Genomic DNA, 16,189 nt, shown 5'->3' on the forward strand with positions numbered 1-16,189 from the left:
TTGGTAGGCTGCAACTGATTAATCCAGCTCCTGACCGTCATTTTCGATCTGTATGTGTCCGCAATAAAGACATTGATGCGTACAGTTCTGCGTAAGAGCGGGCTGGCCCTCGATGCGCATGTCACTTTTCCCGTTCAGCCAAGGCATCGTAAGGACAGGAATACACGGAGCCTTTTTCACCCCATAAATATCGACCATCTCACTGGCTTGCACAGCCGGATTCAGCGGACTGGAGCAATTTCCAAAAGATTTTATGTTCACTCCAGGCACATAATCTCCAATATTCATCTGGGCTTTATTTTTGACATACACCCCGTGGCTAAAAGGGCGCTTCAAACGCGTAGGCTGTGTACCGTAACTACAGCTTAAAATCGCACCTGCCACGACATAGCTTTTTTTCGCACCTGACCCAGGCTGCACACTTGCTTCTTCCATACGGATTATTCCTCCTTTGTGGACATCTCCACTTTTTGCACACGAACACCTGTAAATGGACGACGCAGCAGACTTTCCGCTACCGCGAGATTGATATAGATATGAGCTTCCAACAAGCCGGCGATCCGAAATATAGACGATTGGATTTTTCCGTGTTTAAGTACCAACTGCTTCAAGGTATGGTCAGGATACCACTCGGTTTGTGAGGAAAGACAATCCACCACAGGTGGACGCAATATCCAGTACACATCCTGCCTGGCCTTCTGAAAATCGGTAAGTATAGCGACCTTCCATTCCAGCTCCGGCATATATTTTTCCAACAGGACTTTCATGGAGTCTGAAACCAGTGGCAAAGGGAACTCCAGAAAATCCGGATATACGGTTCGTGGATCTGTATGTACTGCTAAAAACTGGGGAGTGTCCTCCGCCTGAATGGTATGACCCGAAAGGAGTTCTTCCACCTGCAAGGGAGACAGGGGCGCAGTCTCTACCCGATGCTTTACGCGCTCGTCCACCATGAGTCGAAAATATCTCATTTACCCCCACTCTCCTTACTCACTGTATCTGTTACCTGTGTAGCCAGGGGTGCTTCTACAGCAGCAAGACCAATGGCTTCGCTTAGTTGGATATCTGTAAAGATTGCCCGGTGTAGCTTTGCCCCTGTAAAATTAGCTTTTACTAAACATGCACCTATAAACGAAGCGCCAGTAACATCGGCTCCTACAAAGCAGGCACCTGTTAGATCCGCGCCGTTAAATAAAGCTCTTTGCAGCGCGGCATCTTGGAAAGTAGCTCCTTGAAGCTGTGCATGTTGAAAACGAGCTCCCTGTAAATTAGCTCTTGTAAAATCCACTCCATCCAATCCTAGCGGTTCCCAATCCAGCCAAGCATCCGATCCATATTCGCTATTGCTTATAACTTCGTCCAGCACAGCCTCTTGCAGGGAACAGCCACGGAAATCGGCTCCGTGAAGCAGGCTGTGCGAAAAGTCGGTTCCATCTAGCTGAGCTTCTTGCCATACCGTGCCTACGAGGATACAGTGATGCAATCGGCTTTGTTGCATCCCGATCTGGCGAAAGACTGTATAACGAAAATCCAAGGAACTGTAATCTCCATCCGACAATTGCACTTGAGACAGTGCTTGGTAGCTGTAGGCCGATCCTTCTTTTTCCTCCAGCCAAGACTTTATGATGTTAGCATCCACGGGTCTTCGATCTTCCCGGTACACGGAGACACTATGATCCATATACTCTCCGACGCGAATCTCAAAAGCTTCTTCACGATCCAACGCCTCAAACTCTGGTAGGTGGACTGCTTGCTTCATAGCCTGACGAACCAGACTAACGATCATCGTATGAAGATATCCCGCTGCTTCCAGCATGATCTGCTCTAATTCAAGTTCGGAAAGGGAGACTTGCTGGTTCAAGGTTTCAGCCCCAAGTTGTTCATGTAATTGAGTCCAATAGAGAAAAATCCAACTTGCATCGTATTCCAACTGAACGGGCTCAGCATCAAGCATCCATAAGGCATCCGTAGCTTCAACAAGATAAACGGGCTTCTGTTCAAGCCATGTGGTGCGCAGCATGGAGTAGGTGATGTAACCGATATGACCTTTACGACCTGTGAGTTGCTTTTGCCGAACCAGCTCACAAAAGGCGCGAAAATGTTCTACTATATGCTGTAATCGTTGTGTTTGTGTTGATTTACATTTCAACGCCCATTCTTTGCGAATGAGAGACCAAGCCTGTAGAAGAGCTGCTTGTTGCTGATCTAACACATCTGTTTGCTTTTCCATTGCTAATCATCCTTAATTTGACTTCACTTCGCTGCCTTTCATATCCGCTGACCCGCTTAATTCAATATGACTGCCGTTACAATCCATACGGAGCTGACTACCTGCGGACAGACTCATCGTCTTTCCCGCAGACAGGCTGAGATTGCCTCCCGCCGAAATATTCACTTGCTTGCTGCTGGTGATATGAATGCCTTCTTTATCATCCAGTTTGATGTAAATAGCGCCGTCCTTGGCTGTAACGACCAGTTCATCCGGTCCCAGCCGAATTTCCTTACCATGCGGGGTACGCCATATTTTCATTTGTGGATTGGAAAAATGGTTATGCGTACTCTTGCGATCTGCCCGTCTCACCGCACTACCTGCCACGCCGTCTTCTTCCCGACTACCGGGGAAATAGAGAGAAACGGAATCGCCTTTTTCTGGCATGACGTACCAGCCAGTATGGCCACCGCCACTGTAAACAGTAGAATAGTTGAACCAGTGTGCTTTGCTTGCGTCTTGTTGTTCATCACAATCCAGATGAATGCGTACCTGATCCTGACGTACGTCCAGTACAACACCGCTTAATGAGGCTCCTGCCAGCTTATCCTGGTAGTAGCTTTTTTGCCGAAATCCCTGGTAAGAACCCAACACATACTGATGCCGCAGCAGTCCTTGACTCATGGCGGTGTAGGCTTCCATGACATACAGGTTATGCCCCTGAAAATTCAACTGAGCGCCCAAGTCGAGTACCTCATCCGTTTCTACCTCATAAAAAATAAAATCGTGTTCACTCAGTTTGGTCTGTTCATTTTCCTGAAAATAACGAAAAGGAAGCAATTGCTTACGTACGGTATAACGGGTATGATCCAGTATCGCCTGTGCAGGGCTGTCCTCAATACCAAAATAAAATTTGGGACTGTCAAAACGGGCTACAGGCATCAGACTCGTATGATAACGGGAGGCTATGCGTCTTAAAAAAGCCCAGTCTGTCTCCTGATACTGAATGGCAAGCCGCCCGATGGCTTCTCCCCCAGTAGCTCCGTCGATCACATCCAGTCCTTCATAGTCCTTACCTATGTGCTCCAGCATTTGAGGAATCGTCATTTTCGTATACTGAAAAGAACGAGTACGCTGCTTCATGTCCATCCGGTACGTATGGGAAATAGCTTCCACCTCCAGATAGTACACACCTCGCACGACTTTTACCTCGACCGAGAGGGCAATCCCACTAAATAGCGGTTTGCTTGCGCCAGACTCATCTTGTTGACTGACTTCAATGATGGTATTTTTTTCTGTCGTTTCCACGTAACTGTCTTGCAAGTCTTCGGGGATAACACCTGTAAAATAAAGCCGAGTATGCTTGTTAACTTTTTTCGTTAAGGTGAGCTCTTCTAAGTCCATTTGCTCATAAGGGTGAATGTGAATTTGATCGTATCCCAGACTCATGGTGTAGTCATTCCTTTCTCATTTGTAGAATAGGTGGAGGGTGGAAGGACAGAAAGGGATTGAACCCAGTATTCTGCTACAGGTAACCAGATTTCGAGATCTACCTCCAGACAGCTAAAGGAACCTATGACAACTCGTCCATTGTGGATGAAGAATAGCATTTCGTTGTATAGATTACCGTCGATCCCCGCCGCCACAAAACGAATCTGCCCAACTGAAAGTCCGGAACCGTTGATAACCATTTCGGTACCTAACCAGTTGCGAATCGGTTGTACAGACCGTAAAATATCCGCCATTTGCTCTACAAAATCGGGCAGCTCTTCCGCTTCCAGAGCAGTATCTGTAGGATTAAAAGTGATATTGATAGTCTCCTCAGATGAGGTATAAATGACCTTTGGTCGATGCTCTGAAGGATATTTGATTATAGCTTGCTCCATTGGCATAGGAGTAAAGGACTTGGGAATGTAGAAACCAATTTCTCCGTGTAGTATTGTAATGGGCTCCAATGCGAGATAATCGTTTTCAATATGAAGTAGCTTTGTTTCTTCAAACATGGAACCGTACTGTTCCGATTTCTGAGTTTGAGCTGGAATGGATTTCACATTATCGTTATTAGCTGTCTTCCGATCCACCATTTTAGCTTTGAGGCTAAGTATATGCTCGTCTAGATAGTTCATAGGAAGCCCCCTTTTAGGAAAAATACACGTTTGTACTTGAATATGTAAAGATGGAAGGAGATATTTAAGTACAGAACCAGCATATGTATTTATCGGTTAAAAGAGAGATTTAGTTTACAAAATGAACCATTCGTTGGGGGGCATTATTTGATAATAGCTCCTATTTCATGCCATAACCCCTTTTTGCCGTAACAATTCGGTAGTAGTACTCCAAAGTAGGCGTTGCATCTTGCTATCCCCACCAGGATATGTCGGCACAATCGGCTTACCAGTGCCAACATTAAAATATCCACCTGTCACTTCTCGATATTGAGATTCTGTTGCTAAACGAATAATAATTTCTGCTCCTCTTCGTGGGTCTCCGATGTGCAAAGCGTTCAATATTTTTGCAAGTACTGAAGAAAATCCTAACTCACGGCCAAGGCCGGTAACGTTAAATCCTGGATTAAGTGCGTTAACTACGATTCCGGTTCCATCCAGCTGACGTCCAAGTTCTTCTGTAAACATGATATTAAGAAGTTTAGTCTTTCCGTATATCTTAGATGAGCCTCTTGCGGTAAATGCAGATATATCTGTTAAATCCTCCGGTAATTTTAATTCGCCATGGTTGCGTGACGCTTCAGAAGCCACATTGACGATCCTAGCATTTGTGGATTCCATGAGTGAATTGAGTAGGGTATGCGTTAACAGCCACGGGGCAAGATAGTTTACGGCTATCATTTCTGCCAAACCCTCTGAGGTTATTCGCTGTTCAAATCCATGTAATCCAGCATTGTTCACTAATACATCAATCTTTGGATAATTAGCTTTAATTTCATCACCAATACGCCTGACATCTTTCATAAGAGACAAGTCCCCGAAAAAAAAGTCTACCTTTGTACTTGGCGCCAGATCTTTTAGAACATTTTTAGTCGTTTCAGCACGCTTTTCATTTCTGGCTGTTAAGACTAGATGCGCTCCGCGTTGGGCTAATTCAATTGCTACTAATTGTCCAAGACCGTTAGTAGCACCAGTGATTACAATAGTCGGGTATGTCGACATATACATCATCCTCCTAATTCTCGATCCAATTACATTCTTATTCATGCTTACGCTTTAAGGTTGTAGATGCTTTATACTGTAGATCTTCTGCTTGACACTTATCAAAGCCGAAAATATGATTGATATATATCAAGTATATGTATTTTAATTGATATATGTCAAATATATTCGAACTCATTCAAATAAGGTGGAGACATATGGATCATAAAACTCAACATTCAAATTCTACAAGAGAGCAATTAGAACTGAATCTTGGTGAACAACTTAATGCACTTATAAGCGCGTCACATGCACTCAATGTAAGAACAGCGGCACTTTTCGATCCATCATTACAACCTGCGGCTTTTCTGATCGTACGCTGCCTTCTTTCGTACGGTCCGGCAAGCGCTACATTTTTGGCGGAATCCACCGCTATGGATCGAAGCTCTGTCAGCCGACTTGTTACTCAGCTTAAACACTTGAATTATGTAAAAAGTGAAACTCACCCTGAGGATCGTCGGGGAGTGTTAATATCCCTGACAGCTAATGGTCGTGAAAAAGCCCTAGAAGCTTTAAAAGAAAAAGAAAATGAGTTTTATCAACGTATTTCAACATGGGAGAATTCCAAACTTGAAGCGTTTATTGGTATGCTGAATTGTTTTAACGGTCAAGATTGCGAGGAGTAATGATTCGACATAAAGCATCGGATGATGAAAATAGGGGGCTTTCAAAAAGTGAAAGAAAAAAATGTTAGGGAAATTAGGGGAACTGATTATCATGATATTTATTTGTTAAACCAAGACTTTAATCCCAATCTATATCTATTTCCTGAAGTAAAAGTAAAAGAGAAAATTGAAATGATTATAAAGGAATCAAAAGATGTAATCTTTGTTTATGAAGAAAACAACGAGGTATTAGGATATATTCATGGAAGCCCACATGAATTACTTTTTTCTGAATCTTTGGTGAATATACTAGGATTTGTTGTTAAAGAAAAGTATAGAAATCAAGGTATAGGTAGCATGTTGATTGAGCGTCTTGAACAGTGGGGAAAGTCCCATGGATTTTCCGGGATCAAACTGTTATCTCACCCAAGTCGGATACAGGCTCACAGGTTCTATGAACGACGTGGCTATATGTTTACCAAGGATCAGAAAAACTTTATAAAAAATCTCAAATAAATACATAGGCTTAATATCGTGATATTTATCATTGAAAAACTAGTTATGTTTAGCACTCTAATGCATCGCATTAAATTGACCATTGTTCAGAAAACATGAATCACCTTCCTTTCCATTTCATGCCTAAATATGTCTGCTAATTAGCAGTTGTATTTAGGCGTTTTTTGTCATACAATGCATCTAATGCTACGGACTCGGTCTTAGAAACAGTAAGGTTTGGACGGTAAATAGGACGTGGTTTCCTTGTATATTTAAGAATCGTGGAACTACTTTGTAGTCGTTCACTCACGACCACGTCAGTCTGAAAAATTAATAATGTTTGGGGGCAGTTTTCCGGATCATTAGCGTTTGATGATGAACATATACGAAGGGGAGCGTTCTTTTGGAATCGAAACAATTAACGAGAGGGCTAAAGCCACGGCACGTTGAGTTGATTGCGCTTGGAGGCACGATTGGCGTCGGTTTGTTTATGGGGTCGGCAAGTACGATAAAATGGGCAGGTCCCTCAGTACTGTTGGCTTATCTCTTAGCTGGGATTATTATGTTTTTTGTCATGCGGATCATGGGGGAAATGCTGATTCTTGAACCGGTGACAGGCTCATTCGCTACATTTGCTCATAAATATATCAGCCCCTTAGCCGGTTTCTTGACCGCCTGGAGCTATTGGTTTTTATGGGTTACCGTAGGGATGGCGGAAGTCACTGCGATTGGGGTATATGTGGGCTACTGGTTCCCAGATATCCCGCAATGGTTACCGGCTTTGGCAGGTGTAATTATTATTGCATTGGCCAATTTGGCGGCTGTGAAATTTTATGGAGAATTTGAGTTTTGGTTTGCCATGATTAAGATTGTCGCTATTATCTTCATGCTAGTAGTGGGTACGGGGATGATCTTTTTTGGACTCGGTAACGGTGGACAACCGATAGGTCTATCCAATCTGTTCAGCCATGGCGGCTTCTTTGCAGGTGGCTTGAAAGGGTTTCTATTTGCACTCTGCATTGTAACAGCGGCTTACCAAGGGATAGAGATGGTGGGTATTACGGCAGGTGAAGCTGAAAATCCGAAAATGACACTGCGAAAAGCCATTAAAAACATCATCTGGCGTATTTTGATTTTTTATGTGGGTGCAATCTTTGTCATTGTTACAATTTATCCTTGGAACCAAATTGGAGAGATCGGTAGCCCATTTGTTCTGACTTTTGCCAAGGTAGGAATTGTGGCTGCTGCGGGTATCATTAACTTTGTTGTACTTACAGCTGCGATGTCCGGCTGCAACAGTGGTATTTACAGTGCGGGCAGAATGTTATATACATTAGCTAAGAACGGACAAGCTCCCAAGTTTTTCGGGAAAGTTTCCCCAAGCGGTGTTCCTAGAAATAGTATTATTACGACCATTTCTTTGCTGCTGGTAGGAGTGTTATTTAACTACTTAATGCCTAATTCCAAACTGTTTCTGTACATTTACAGCGCCAGTGTTCTCCCAGGCATGGTACCGTGGTTTGCATTAGCCATCAGCCAATTTAAATTCAGGAAAAAGTGGAAGGACGAAATGAAGGATCACACCTTTAAGTCTCGTTTTTTTCCGATCAGTAATTACATCACCATTATCTTTTTGTTGCTTGTGATCGTTGGAATGTGGTTTAATCCAGACACACGCTTGCCGTTGATTGTCGGGGCAATATTCATGGCGATCGTCATTGTTGGATATTTTATCTTTGGCATAGGAAAGCGGCAGAGAATTGAAGAATTAGAGGAAAACTAAAAGAAGATTGCTAAATACGTAACATTTGCCGAGCGCAATTCAGATGATTCTGAGTTCGCTCGGCTTTTCTTTTACATGACGAGAGAGAGGGCTATGGAAGGTTATTACTGAGGTATAAAACCGTGTGGTTAACCTGTTCGCACTACAAGTGTAAATACAAATACAAAAAAAGTGAGAACGAAAATGGAGAAGTTGATTATTGCCATACTCTTACGGTTAGCCTTAAACTCTGTAATTCCCGAAAATAAAAATATAAACCCTAGAAAAAATTGTGAGACTTTGTACAAATCCTCGTAGGTGTTTGGGTATGCGAGTGATAAAGAGGAAGAGATCATAACAACTACAGCAAATATTAAAGTGAGGATTTTGTAAATATCCATTTTCTTAAACATAGATAAGTTCCACCTTCCTATTTATTCCTAATGTATTATATTCTAAGGGTGGAATCTTTGGATTACAAATAAATACAAAAAGAGGAAATGGACAATAGGATGGTACACAGAATAAAGTGAAGGTGTCCCAAGTAATACTTTGGGGACACCTTCACAATTAAAATCACTTGTACAACTTATGATTTACATAGCTTACATTGTGCTAATGTCAATCACGAATCTATACTTCACATCAGAAGCTAACACTCGTTTGTAGGCTTCGTCAATCTGGTCGGCCGAAATTACTTCAATTTTAGGAACAATATTGTGTTTTGCACAAAAATCCAACATTTCCTGTGTCTCACGGATGCCTCCTATCATTGAACCAGCAAATGAACGGCGATGTCCGATAAGGGACATCACATTTAGTGACAACGGCTCCCCAGGGGCACCGACATTCACCAAAGTTCCGTCTAGATTGAGTAGTGCAAAATAAGCATCCATATCGATGGCAGCACTTACCGTGTTAATGATCAAATCAAAGTGCCCAGCAAGTTTTTTAAATGTTTCTGGTTCGCTTGTAGCATAATAGTGGTCCGCACCAAATTGCAAGCCATCATCTTTTTTCTTTAATGTTTGGGATAGAACGGTTACCTCAGCACCCATAGCATGTGCAATCTTGATAGCCATATGACCAAGGCCTCCCATTCCCACAACGGCCACCTTTTTATCTGGACCAGCACCCCAGCGGTTCAACGGTGAATAAGTCGTAATACCTGCACAAAGTAATGGAGCAGCCACGTCAAGCTCAATGTTATCTGGAATTTTCACTACAAAATCCTCAGTTACGACAATGTGGGTAGAATATCCGCCTTGTGTAGGCTCGCCGTATTTGTCAACACCAGCATAGGTAGGGACATTTCCTTTAAGGCAGTATTGTTCCTCTCCTTTACGACAGTTCTCACATTCGCCACAGGAATCAACCATACAGCCAACCCCTACCCGGTCACCAACGCTGTACTTTGTAACCTCAGATCCTACCTCCGTGACAATCCCTGCAATTTCATGTCCAGGTACGAGAGGGTAGTTCACTGGGCCCCATTCGCCGTGAGCAGTGTGGATGTCAGAATGGCATATGCCGGCATATTTAATTTCAATCAGAACATCGTGTGAATCAAGATCCCGTCGTTTAATTTCAGCCGATCGAAACGGTTTGTCTGGGCCATCGACAGCTCGTGCTTTAGCAGTTATCATAAATAGCCTCCAATTATTTTTATTTTTCAAGAGAATGCAGTTATATCGGTATAAATTGAAAACTAGCTGAAGTCGGTTGAAGTTCCCCTTCATTCATTTCCATTTATACTTTTTCTCTTGCAAATCAATGTTAATCCTTATAGTTAACTCTAAGTCAAGCGCAGGTTTATAAGCGTCTATTCAGTAATGTTGTTTTCTTGCTAATTATATTTCGTTAGATAGCATCTGATTCTACTTTTCCTATAAGGGGACTTTGACATTCTACAAATACCTTGATAGAATCCCCCTTATATCATAGAGTTAACTCGAAGTCTATGTCATTAAGAATAGGAGATACATGATGAAGACGTATTCTATCAGCGAAGTTGCAAAAGAATTGAATCTTACAGCATACGCTTTGCGTTACTACGACAAAGAGGGACTTATGCCTTTTGTAGAACGGACATCTAGCGGAACAAGATTATTTAAAGAATCCGATATCGACGCTTTAAAAATAATTGAATGTCTAAAATCCACCGGGATGCCGATCAAAGAAATTAAAAATTTCATTGATTGGTGTTCTGGTGGGGATTCCACACTACAACAAAGATATGACATGTTTATGGAACGAAAAGCAACTGTAGAAGCACAAATGGAAGAACTTAAAAAAACAATGGAAGTTATTGAACATAAATGCTCATATTACAAAACTGCATTGGATGCCGGAACGGAAAATATTCATAAAAACAATAAAATAGGGAGTCTCATTACTAACTAATAGATAAGCATCTGTAATTCATCCATTTCTATATGAATTACAGGTGCTTTCGTTTGTAATATTCGATTTACTACAACCTACTGATTTAAAACAGCACGATCGGTTTTAGAAAACTAGGAACCAAATATGATGTAACTTGAACAGGCAGGAGTAGTACCGAGGATCAAGTATTCCGAAAGTCAACGGGCAATTTGCCCATTATGTAGGTTGAGAGCCACGACTTTAGTTCAGAAAACAACGAATTACTATAGAATCATCGAAGATAATCAGGAGTATGGTCCAGTATTCTCTCATTTTTATTTTTGATAAGATTAATTCCATATTATTGAAGTCTACTATCAAACCACGAAAGAATGATACATAAGGAAATGAGGAAGATACTGATGAAGGCAAAAGCGTATATTATTTTGTTGACTGCTGTAATAAGTTTAACTGCTATGCTGACCGCATGCGGTGACTCCAAGAAGCAAATTGAAGGTGAATCTACGACTGGAGCAGCAACGGCAACCACTACGACTACCCAGAATGCCAAGGCGGACAATGCGGAACAGGCTGGTGTGGATGGTGTTGTGAGCAATACTACAGACCAAGCTACAAAAAGTAATGGAAAGACGTATTCCGACGTGGCTAAAGAAGCAACGAAACCCGATCAGCCAGCAGGACAAATAGGGTTAAATACGACGCAGGAGCAGCTTCTTACCTTTGCCGATCGTTATGGACTGGTACGAGTGCAGGATCATCCGATTCGGCGGGTTTCCGATCCAACTGGGAAACATGTAAACATTGCAAATTACAGTGATTCTGTCGTGAATTTATATACAGAAGAACCCATCCACCTGAATACAGATGAATTTATTCATGAAGCTTATAATTTTTTTACAGAGGGAGTTGCTCCAGGTGAGTCCTACAAGAAGTGGGAGGAAACCTCTAATACTGAAAGAGGACTCGTCAAAATGCTCTATTTGTCACGAGAGGGACTTCATATTTTAGAAGAAGCGATGAAGACGCATGATTATTCTAGTCCATCGGTCCAAAATACGCTGGGATTTTTTAAGGTTGCCTCGAAATTTGAGTCTATGATGCCTGTTGCCCAGACACCTACAGACATCAGCTTGTACGATATGTACGATCAACGCGTTAAGCCCGAGTGGAAGAAACTAAGTGACATTAAAAACCCTGCCGCGAATGAAAAAGCCTTCGCTGCGGCCTATCAAAAAGCAAGAGATGAGACCAATAATCTTATGGGGCTATTAAACATTATGGTGTCTACAGAAATGGAAAAACGTCTCAAAGCTGCAACCGATCAGTAAAACACAGGCAAATAGTAAATTATCAAGGACATAATTTATCCACACTTTCTTCTAATATTTAACTGTCGATAGATTTATTGAAAAGCTATAATGCTAATGATGATTTGAGTGTACTTGGAGAAAAGAGGTTGAGGGTATGAAGTTGAAAAAATGGCCGTTAGTATTCATGATAGGTATTCTCATGCTGTTATCCGTAGGCTGGAACAGTGGAGTATCTTATGCGAAATATTATTACGAATACACTTGGGATCAGTACAAGGGGACTGAAATCAAGACGTACAGGCTGACACCAGTAGCTGGAAGAGCCGGATTCATGGATCAGGAAAAGGCCTTAGCTGCTATTGGCAAAACCCCGAATGTGTATGGAAAGTTCAGTGGCTATAGAACAGAGAAAACAACTGAAATTGCAACCAAGAGTGTAACAGATGAGGTTTATAAATATGCAGTTGTTGATTTTATTAGCGACAAGGAGCCAGAAACTGTAGAATACGTTAATCCAAAAGGTGGAGTTCCTCATACATGGAACGGAACCGATGAGATTCGAATTTTTATGAGAGGGTCTGAGGCAGCTTCTTTGGCAGAGCTGTTTTATGAGGGAACTCCAAGTGAAGGACGCTATCATTTTAATGCTGACGATGTCTACTTAGTTACATTCTGGTCCAACACAGTAAAATCAATCACTGGAATGTCTGCTGAAGCGCTAGTTGAGGAAGGCCCCCCTGCGTTTATAAATCGAGAGTTGGTTGGTCAAATAAAAGGCAAAGATCCTGCTGCCTATCCACAAAATGGGGCTTTAAACGGCTACTTTTATGTTTATAAGGGTTCTGAGTTTAAAGAGAATTAAAACAGCAGACAGGATTTTATAAGTATATATGTACACGAGAACGAGATAACATTTTGTATTCTTCAAGCGAATGCGGATACAGATGTTATCTCTTTTTTTATTTGTATACGGGATCAACATAGTAACACAAAAAGATGATAAATATTTAATTACCAATGAAAACCATTGTTTAGTGATAGGGAATTACGGCTTAAAAAAAGATGGTGAATAAACAGGATAGTAGATTGCCAAAACTACTTTTTTTACTGGCTTTATTCAATCCTAGGGAGATTATTCCGATAATTCAAGTATATACAGTTTGGTGTTAACAGTAATGAAAAACCGATTGAAAACAAGAGAGACTAATTTTCAAAGTTGATATGAAAGTACAGGCGAAAGTGGCTCAGTGCTATCTAGTAAAGGAGGTGTAATGATTCCGAATAATGAATTATGAAAAAAAGTTAAAACAAATTAGGCATTACATGGCTGGTTTACTGGCTGTCTGGTTGTTCTGTATACATAGTGCGCCTGTTTTTGCGGACAGAGCCTTTAACGATATCGAACATTCCTATGCAGCTGATGCGATTGAGGCCATGGCTGCTCAAGGTTATGTTACGGGTTATCAGGATGGGAGCTTTCGACCTTTACATTTTATCTCGCGACAGGAATGGGCAAGCATTTTCGCTAAAACCTTAAAGCGAACATCGAATAACAGAGGCGTAACTTCTTTTCGTGATGTGTCACCATGGGCTCTACCTTATGTACAGGCCTTACAGGAAGAGAGCATTACGAAAGGAATTAGTGATCAATTATTCGGTGCCAAGCACAATATGACTCGTCAGGATATGGCCGTTTGGTATGCCCGCTATTTTGGTGTTACTGAAGATACCCGATCGGCTGGTATATCCAGTTTTGTGGATCAATCTGATATATCAGATTATGCACAAACGAGCGTATGGCTGATGGAACGGCTGGAACTGATCGAGGGAGATACGAATCACTATTTCCATCCTAAAGAGTCTGTGAGACGGCAGGACGCCACGCTGGTTGCTTATCGAATATGGTTAGGCGGTGACGGTCTGAGAGAACGTGCCAAGCGTTTGCTAGGGTCATTAGGAGATGGAACTGCAACGATGCCTCAGACGAACAGCCAACAAGAATCGAAGAAGATCGAGGTCGATGTGACGCCGGAAATTAGTCAACAACCCGTGAATTCGGAAGTCGAGGAGCCTAAAAGGCATCGCCCAAGCCCTGATTCACCAGCATCTCCGGTGACACCACCAGAACCGAAGCCGGAACCGTCGGTGACACCGCCGGGACCTAAACCCAAACCACCAGTAATTCCGGTAGATCCACCGGATCATTCTTCGGATTTTCTGGTAGATGAGGTCGTGATCAAGGCGCAGGAGCTGGTAAATCAACCGGAGACATACCCTTCGTATCAGCTATCTTTTCAGCTCTACAATAAAGGGCGACCCGTAAGCATTCCTGCTGCCAGCGTCACAAGTGTTACGTACACATTTAGTGATGGGTTAGGTATTTTTGATGAACAAGGGAAAATTGCACATCCCGAAAATATTCCGGTTGCGGACAGCTTCATTCCTGTAGAAATGAAGGTCACCGTTGCCAAACCTTATCAGGTCCTTACAGCTCAGGCCAAGCTGATCGTGAAAGGGAAGACTCCGCCGGCAGAGCCACCGAACGTAATCAGGTCCGTATACTTGGCTACGTATACCATTTCAGAGGCTGCTACTTTAGATCCTGCTGCTTGGAATATGTCCTACGTATTTCATAATGCTAATGGAGAGGTTATAGCTCCTGGATTGCTGCCCTCAGACTTGATACTTCGGGTAGAGGATTCCAGAGGAATATTTGATGAGGATGGGAAGATTGCCAACCTGCATTTGATTCCGACAGTAAACTCGGTCATTCCATTAAAGATCACGGTTGAGTCGCCATCTCAAGGGGTTCACTTCACATCTGATGCGGAATTAACGGTAGAACCCGGGGAACGCAAAAAGCAATACTTTGCTGTCTCCATCATGCTGCAGGGAAGCGCGACTACGGTAGATCAAATCAAGCAAGCGCGTCAATTGCTGATGGACCACTTTGGTCCCAATATCAAAGTGACGTGGGCGATGGAAAACGGATTTGTTTTTGTAGAAGCAAATCGCCCGCAGCTTAAACAGGTTTTGGCATTCGTCGATCAGTATGGAGATGAAGTCGGAATGTTGGATGGGTATCCGAACCAGTTAAAGTTTCCTATTTGGGAAGCTCGAATGGACGAGTGGATGTATATGTATCGTTACAATGCATTCAATGAGCTGCACCAATCCGGTACAATGGGATCACCATCGGTGTTTGAAAGCATGGATACAGACCAATATCGGAAGTATCTTCCGAAATCATTGACCAGCTTTACGGTAAATCCCGAACAGACTCAATGGCTTAAAGATCACTATCGGATTACTTCCGCGATGGGATGGTCGGCTACACAATATAATGTGAACGGTATGTATGGTGAGGGCTCTCCATTGATGCCTTACTGGTCCCATAAGGACAATCCAATTGTTCCCGCACAGGGACTAGCAGATAATAGCGGTACCGTATTCATGAACTCGGTTACGATTGATCCGATTGGATCACGCTATACGAAAGATTCCTCACGCTGGACTCTTCATCCGCTTGACCCATATGTGACTGAGACGGATGCAGCACCACAACTGTATATAGTACAGCAATATTTGGATAACCCTTATCAACGTATAAATACGGTAAACTACTTGTCCATTATTTTGGACATCAACGCACTTGCCAACACCCATAACATGGCTCCAATATGGGAGAATTTTGTGAACCACTTCCCTGTTGATCGCAAGGTTGAGATTGTAGGCGTGGACGGGCTGAAACAGATTTATGAATCGGTAGCAGGATCCAATAATGATCATACGGAGTTTACGCTCATGTTTAGAGGCTCAGGTATTAAGACGGCTATGGATTCCAATAATTCACCAGCAAATCTGCGCTATTTGTGGACCGAAAATGCCTCACAGCGGATTATTTTATCCAAAGAGGATGGAGATGCGACATGGTCCATTATTGACTTTACCGATTATACCCGAAAACCGGTTCCGAAGATGGACTACAACTTGGATGGTCACACGGACGTAAGCTATGTCACCGGAAGGAACTTCAAGCTATGTCCAACGGCTCCTTTAACAGCGGATGAAATTCAACGCGTAAAGGATCGTTTGAAGGATATTTACTTTGCAGAAGAAGTAAATTATCAGTAAGTAATTGGAAAGAGTTAAGAGCTGAGGTTTTATGAAAAGGGGGTGTCCCCACAGCCATCGAAATGGCTGTGGGGACACCCCCT

At 42.5% G+C, this 16,189-nt stretch carries 14 protein-coding genes; 7 read left to right on the forward strand and 7 right to left on the reverse strand.

Features of this window, described 5'->3' with window-relative positions; translation table 11 throughout:
* Window positions 1–18: 18 nt before the first annotated feature.
* The 6 genes from MLD56_RS04595 to MLD56_RS04620 form a co-directional block, all read right to left on the reverse strand.
* Complete coding sequence (locus MLD56_RS04595) at window positions 19–435, reverse strand: DUF4280 domain-containing protein (RefSeq protein ID WP_029517103.1); 417 nt, start codon at window positions 433–435, stop codon at window positions 19–21.
* A 5-nt stretch (window positions 436–440) separates the two neighbouring features.
* A complete protein-coding gene (locus tag MLD56_RS04600) occupies window positions 441–971 on the reverse strand; it encodes a hypothetical protein (RefSeq protein WP_029517102.1) in 531 nt (176 codons plus the stop codon).
* Window positions 968–2,230, reverse strand: a complete 1,263-nt coding sequence (locus MLD56_RS04605; protein ID WP_029517101.1) for a pentapeptide repeat-containing protein — start codon at window positions 2,228–2,230, stop codon at window positions 968–970. The genes MLD56_RS04600 and MLD56_RS04605 overlap by 4 nt, the downstream gene beginning before the upstream one ends.
* A 12-nt stretch (window positions 2,231–2,242) precedes the next feature.
* Window positions 2,243–3,658, reverse strand: a complete 1,416-nt coding sequence (locus tag MLD56_RS04610; protein WP_029517100.1) for a phage baseplate assembly protein V — start codon at window positions 3,656–3,658, stop codon at window positions 2,243–2,245.
* Window positions 3,655–4,335 (reverse strand): hypothetical protein, encoded by a 681-nt coding sequence (locus MLD56_RS04615; RefSeq protein WP_029517099.1) that lies wholly within the window; start codon window positions 4,333–4,335, stop codon window positions 3,655–3,657. Before MLD56_RS04615 ends, MLD56_RS04610 begins: the two co-directional genes overlap by 4 nt.
* Before the next feature lie 165 nt (window positions 4,336–4,500).
* Entirely contained in the window at window positions 4,501–5,376 is an 876-nt protein-coding gene (locus MLD56_RS04620; RefSeq protein ID WP_029517098.1) for an SDR family NAD(P)-dependent oxidoreductase, read from the reverse strand.
* Between the two features lie 197 nt (window positions 5,377–5,573).
* Here MLD56_RS04620 and MLD56_RS04625 point away from each other — a divergent pair, with 197 nt between their 5' ends.
* From MLD56_RS04625 to MLD56_RS04635, 3 genes are all read left to right on the forward strand, one after another.
* Complete coding sequence (locus MLD56_RS04625) at window positions 5,574–6,041, forward strand: MarR family winged helix-turn-helix transcriptional regulator (RefSeq protein ID WP_029517097.1); 468 nt, start codon at window positions 5,574–5,576, stop codon at window positions 6,039–6,041.
* Between the two features lie 48 nt (window positions 6,042–6,089).
* A complete protein-coding gene (locus MLD56_RS04630) occupies window positions 6,090–6,536 on the forward strand; it encodes a GNAT family N-acetyltransferase (protein ID WP_029517096.1) in 447 nt (148 codons plus the stop codon).
* Between the two features lie 382 nt (window positions 6,537–6,918).
* Window positions 6,919–8,298 (forward strand): amino acid permease, encoded by a 1,380-nt coding sequence (locus MLD56_RS04635; RefSeq protein ID WP_029517095.1) that lies wholly within the window; start codon window positions 6,919–6,921, stop codon window positions 8,296–8,298.
* Window positions 8,299–8,882: 584 nt separating this feature from the next.
* Here the strand turns inward: MLD56_RS04635 and MLD56_RS04640 are convergent.
* Window positions 8,883–9,923, reverse strand: coding sequence for an NAD(P)-dependent alcohol dehydrogenase (locus MLD56_RS04640; protein WP_029517093.1), 1,041 nt, complete (start codon window positions 9,921–9,923; stop codon window positions 8,883–8,885).
* Between the two features lie 340 nt (window positions 9,924–10,263).
* On the opposite strand from MLD56_RS04640, the gene MLD56_RS04645 reads away from it, so the two are divergent.
* The 4 genes from MLD56_RS04645 to MLD56_RS04660 all read left to right on the forward strand — a co-directional run bounded on the left by MLD56_RS04645 (window position 10,264) and on the right by MLD56_RS04660 (window position 16,106).
* Window positions 10,264–10,680 carry a MerR family transcriptional regulator gene (locus MLD56_RS04645; RefSeq protein WP_029517092.1) on the forward strand — a complete coding sequence of 139 codons (417 nt, stop codon included), beginning with the start codon at window positions 10,264–10,266 and terminating at the stop codon, window positions 10,678–10,680.
* Between the two features lie 383 nt (window positions 10,681–11,063).
* Window positions 11,064–11,990 (forward strand): hypothetical protein, encoded by a 927-nt coding sequence (locus MLD56_RS04650; protein ID WP_029517091.1) that lies wholly within the window; start codon window positions 11,064–11,066, stop codon window positions 11,988–11,990.
* 136 nt (window positions 11,991–12,126) lie between these two features.
* Window positions 12,127–12,834 (forward strand): hypothetical protein, encoded by a 708-nt coding sequence (locus MLD56_RS04655; protein ID WP_029517090.1) that lies wholly within the window; start codon window positions 12,127–12,129, stop codon window positions 12,832–12,834.
* A 422-nt stretch (window positions 12,835–13,256) separates the two neighbouring features.
* Window positions 13,257–16,106 (forward strand): DUF3863 domain-containing protein, encoded by a 2,850-nt coding sequence (locus MLD56_RS04660; protein WP_029517089.1) that lies wholly within the window; start codon window positions 13,257–13,259, stop codon window positions 16,104–16,106.
* Window positions 16,107–16,189 lie beyond the last annotated feature (83 nt).

This window comes from Paenibacillus peoriae (assembly GCF_022531965.1).
In the GTDB taxonomy this organism is placed as follows: Bacteria; Bacillota; Bacilli; order Paenibacillales; family Paenibacillaceae; genus Paenibacillus; species Paenibacillus polymyxa_D.

Coding starts and splice junctions, on each gene's coding strand:
- MLD56_RS04655 (WP_029517090.1), top strand. CDS start 12,127: ATGAAGTTGAAAAAATGGCCGTTAGTATTCATGATAGGTATTCTCATG.
- MLD56_RS04595 (WP_029517103.1), bottom strand. CDS start 435: ATGGAAGAAGCAAGTGTGCAGCCTGGGTCAGGTGCGAAAAAAAGCTAT.
- MLD56_RS04640 (WP_029517093.1), bottom strand. CDS start 9,923: ATGATAACTGCTAAAGCACGAGCTGTCGATGGCCCAGACAAACCGTTT.
- MLD56_RS04625 (WP_029517097.1), top strand. CDS start 5,574: ATGGATCATAAAACTCAACATTCAAATTCTACAAGAGAGCAATTAGAA.
- MLD56_RS04600 (WP_029517102.1), bottom strand. CDS start 971: ATGAGATATTTTCGACTCATGGTGGACGAGCGCGTAAAGCATCGGGTA.
- MLD56_RS04610 (WP_029517100.1), bottom strand. CDS start 3,658: ATGAGTCTGGGATACGATCAAATTCACATTCACCCTTATGAGCAAATG.
- MLD56_RS04650 (WP_029517091.1), top strand. CDS start 11,064: ATGAAGGCAAAAGCGTATATTATTTTGTTGACTGCTGTAATAAGTTTA.
- MLD56_RS04620 (WP_029517098.1), bottom strand. CDS start 5,376: ATGTCGACATACCCGACTATTGTAATCACTGGTGCTACTAACGGTCTT.
- MLD56_RS04605 (WP_029517101.1), bottom strand. CDS start 2,230: ATGGAAAAGCAAACAGATGTGTTAGATCAGCAACAAGCAGCTCTTCTA.
- MLD56_RS04660 (WP_029517089.1), top strand. CDS start 13,257: ATGAATTATGAAAAAAAGTTAAAACAAATTAGGCATTACATGGCTGGT.
- MLD56_RS04615 (WP_029517099.1), bottom strand. CDS start 4,335: ATGAACTATCTAGACGAGCATATACTTAGCCTCAAAGCTAAAATGGTG.
- MLD56_RS04645 (WP_029517092.1), top strand. CDS start 10,264: ATGAAGACGTATTCTATCAGCGAAGTTGCAAAAGAATTGAATCTTACA.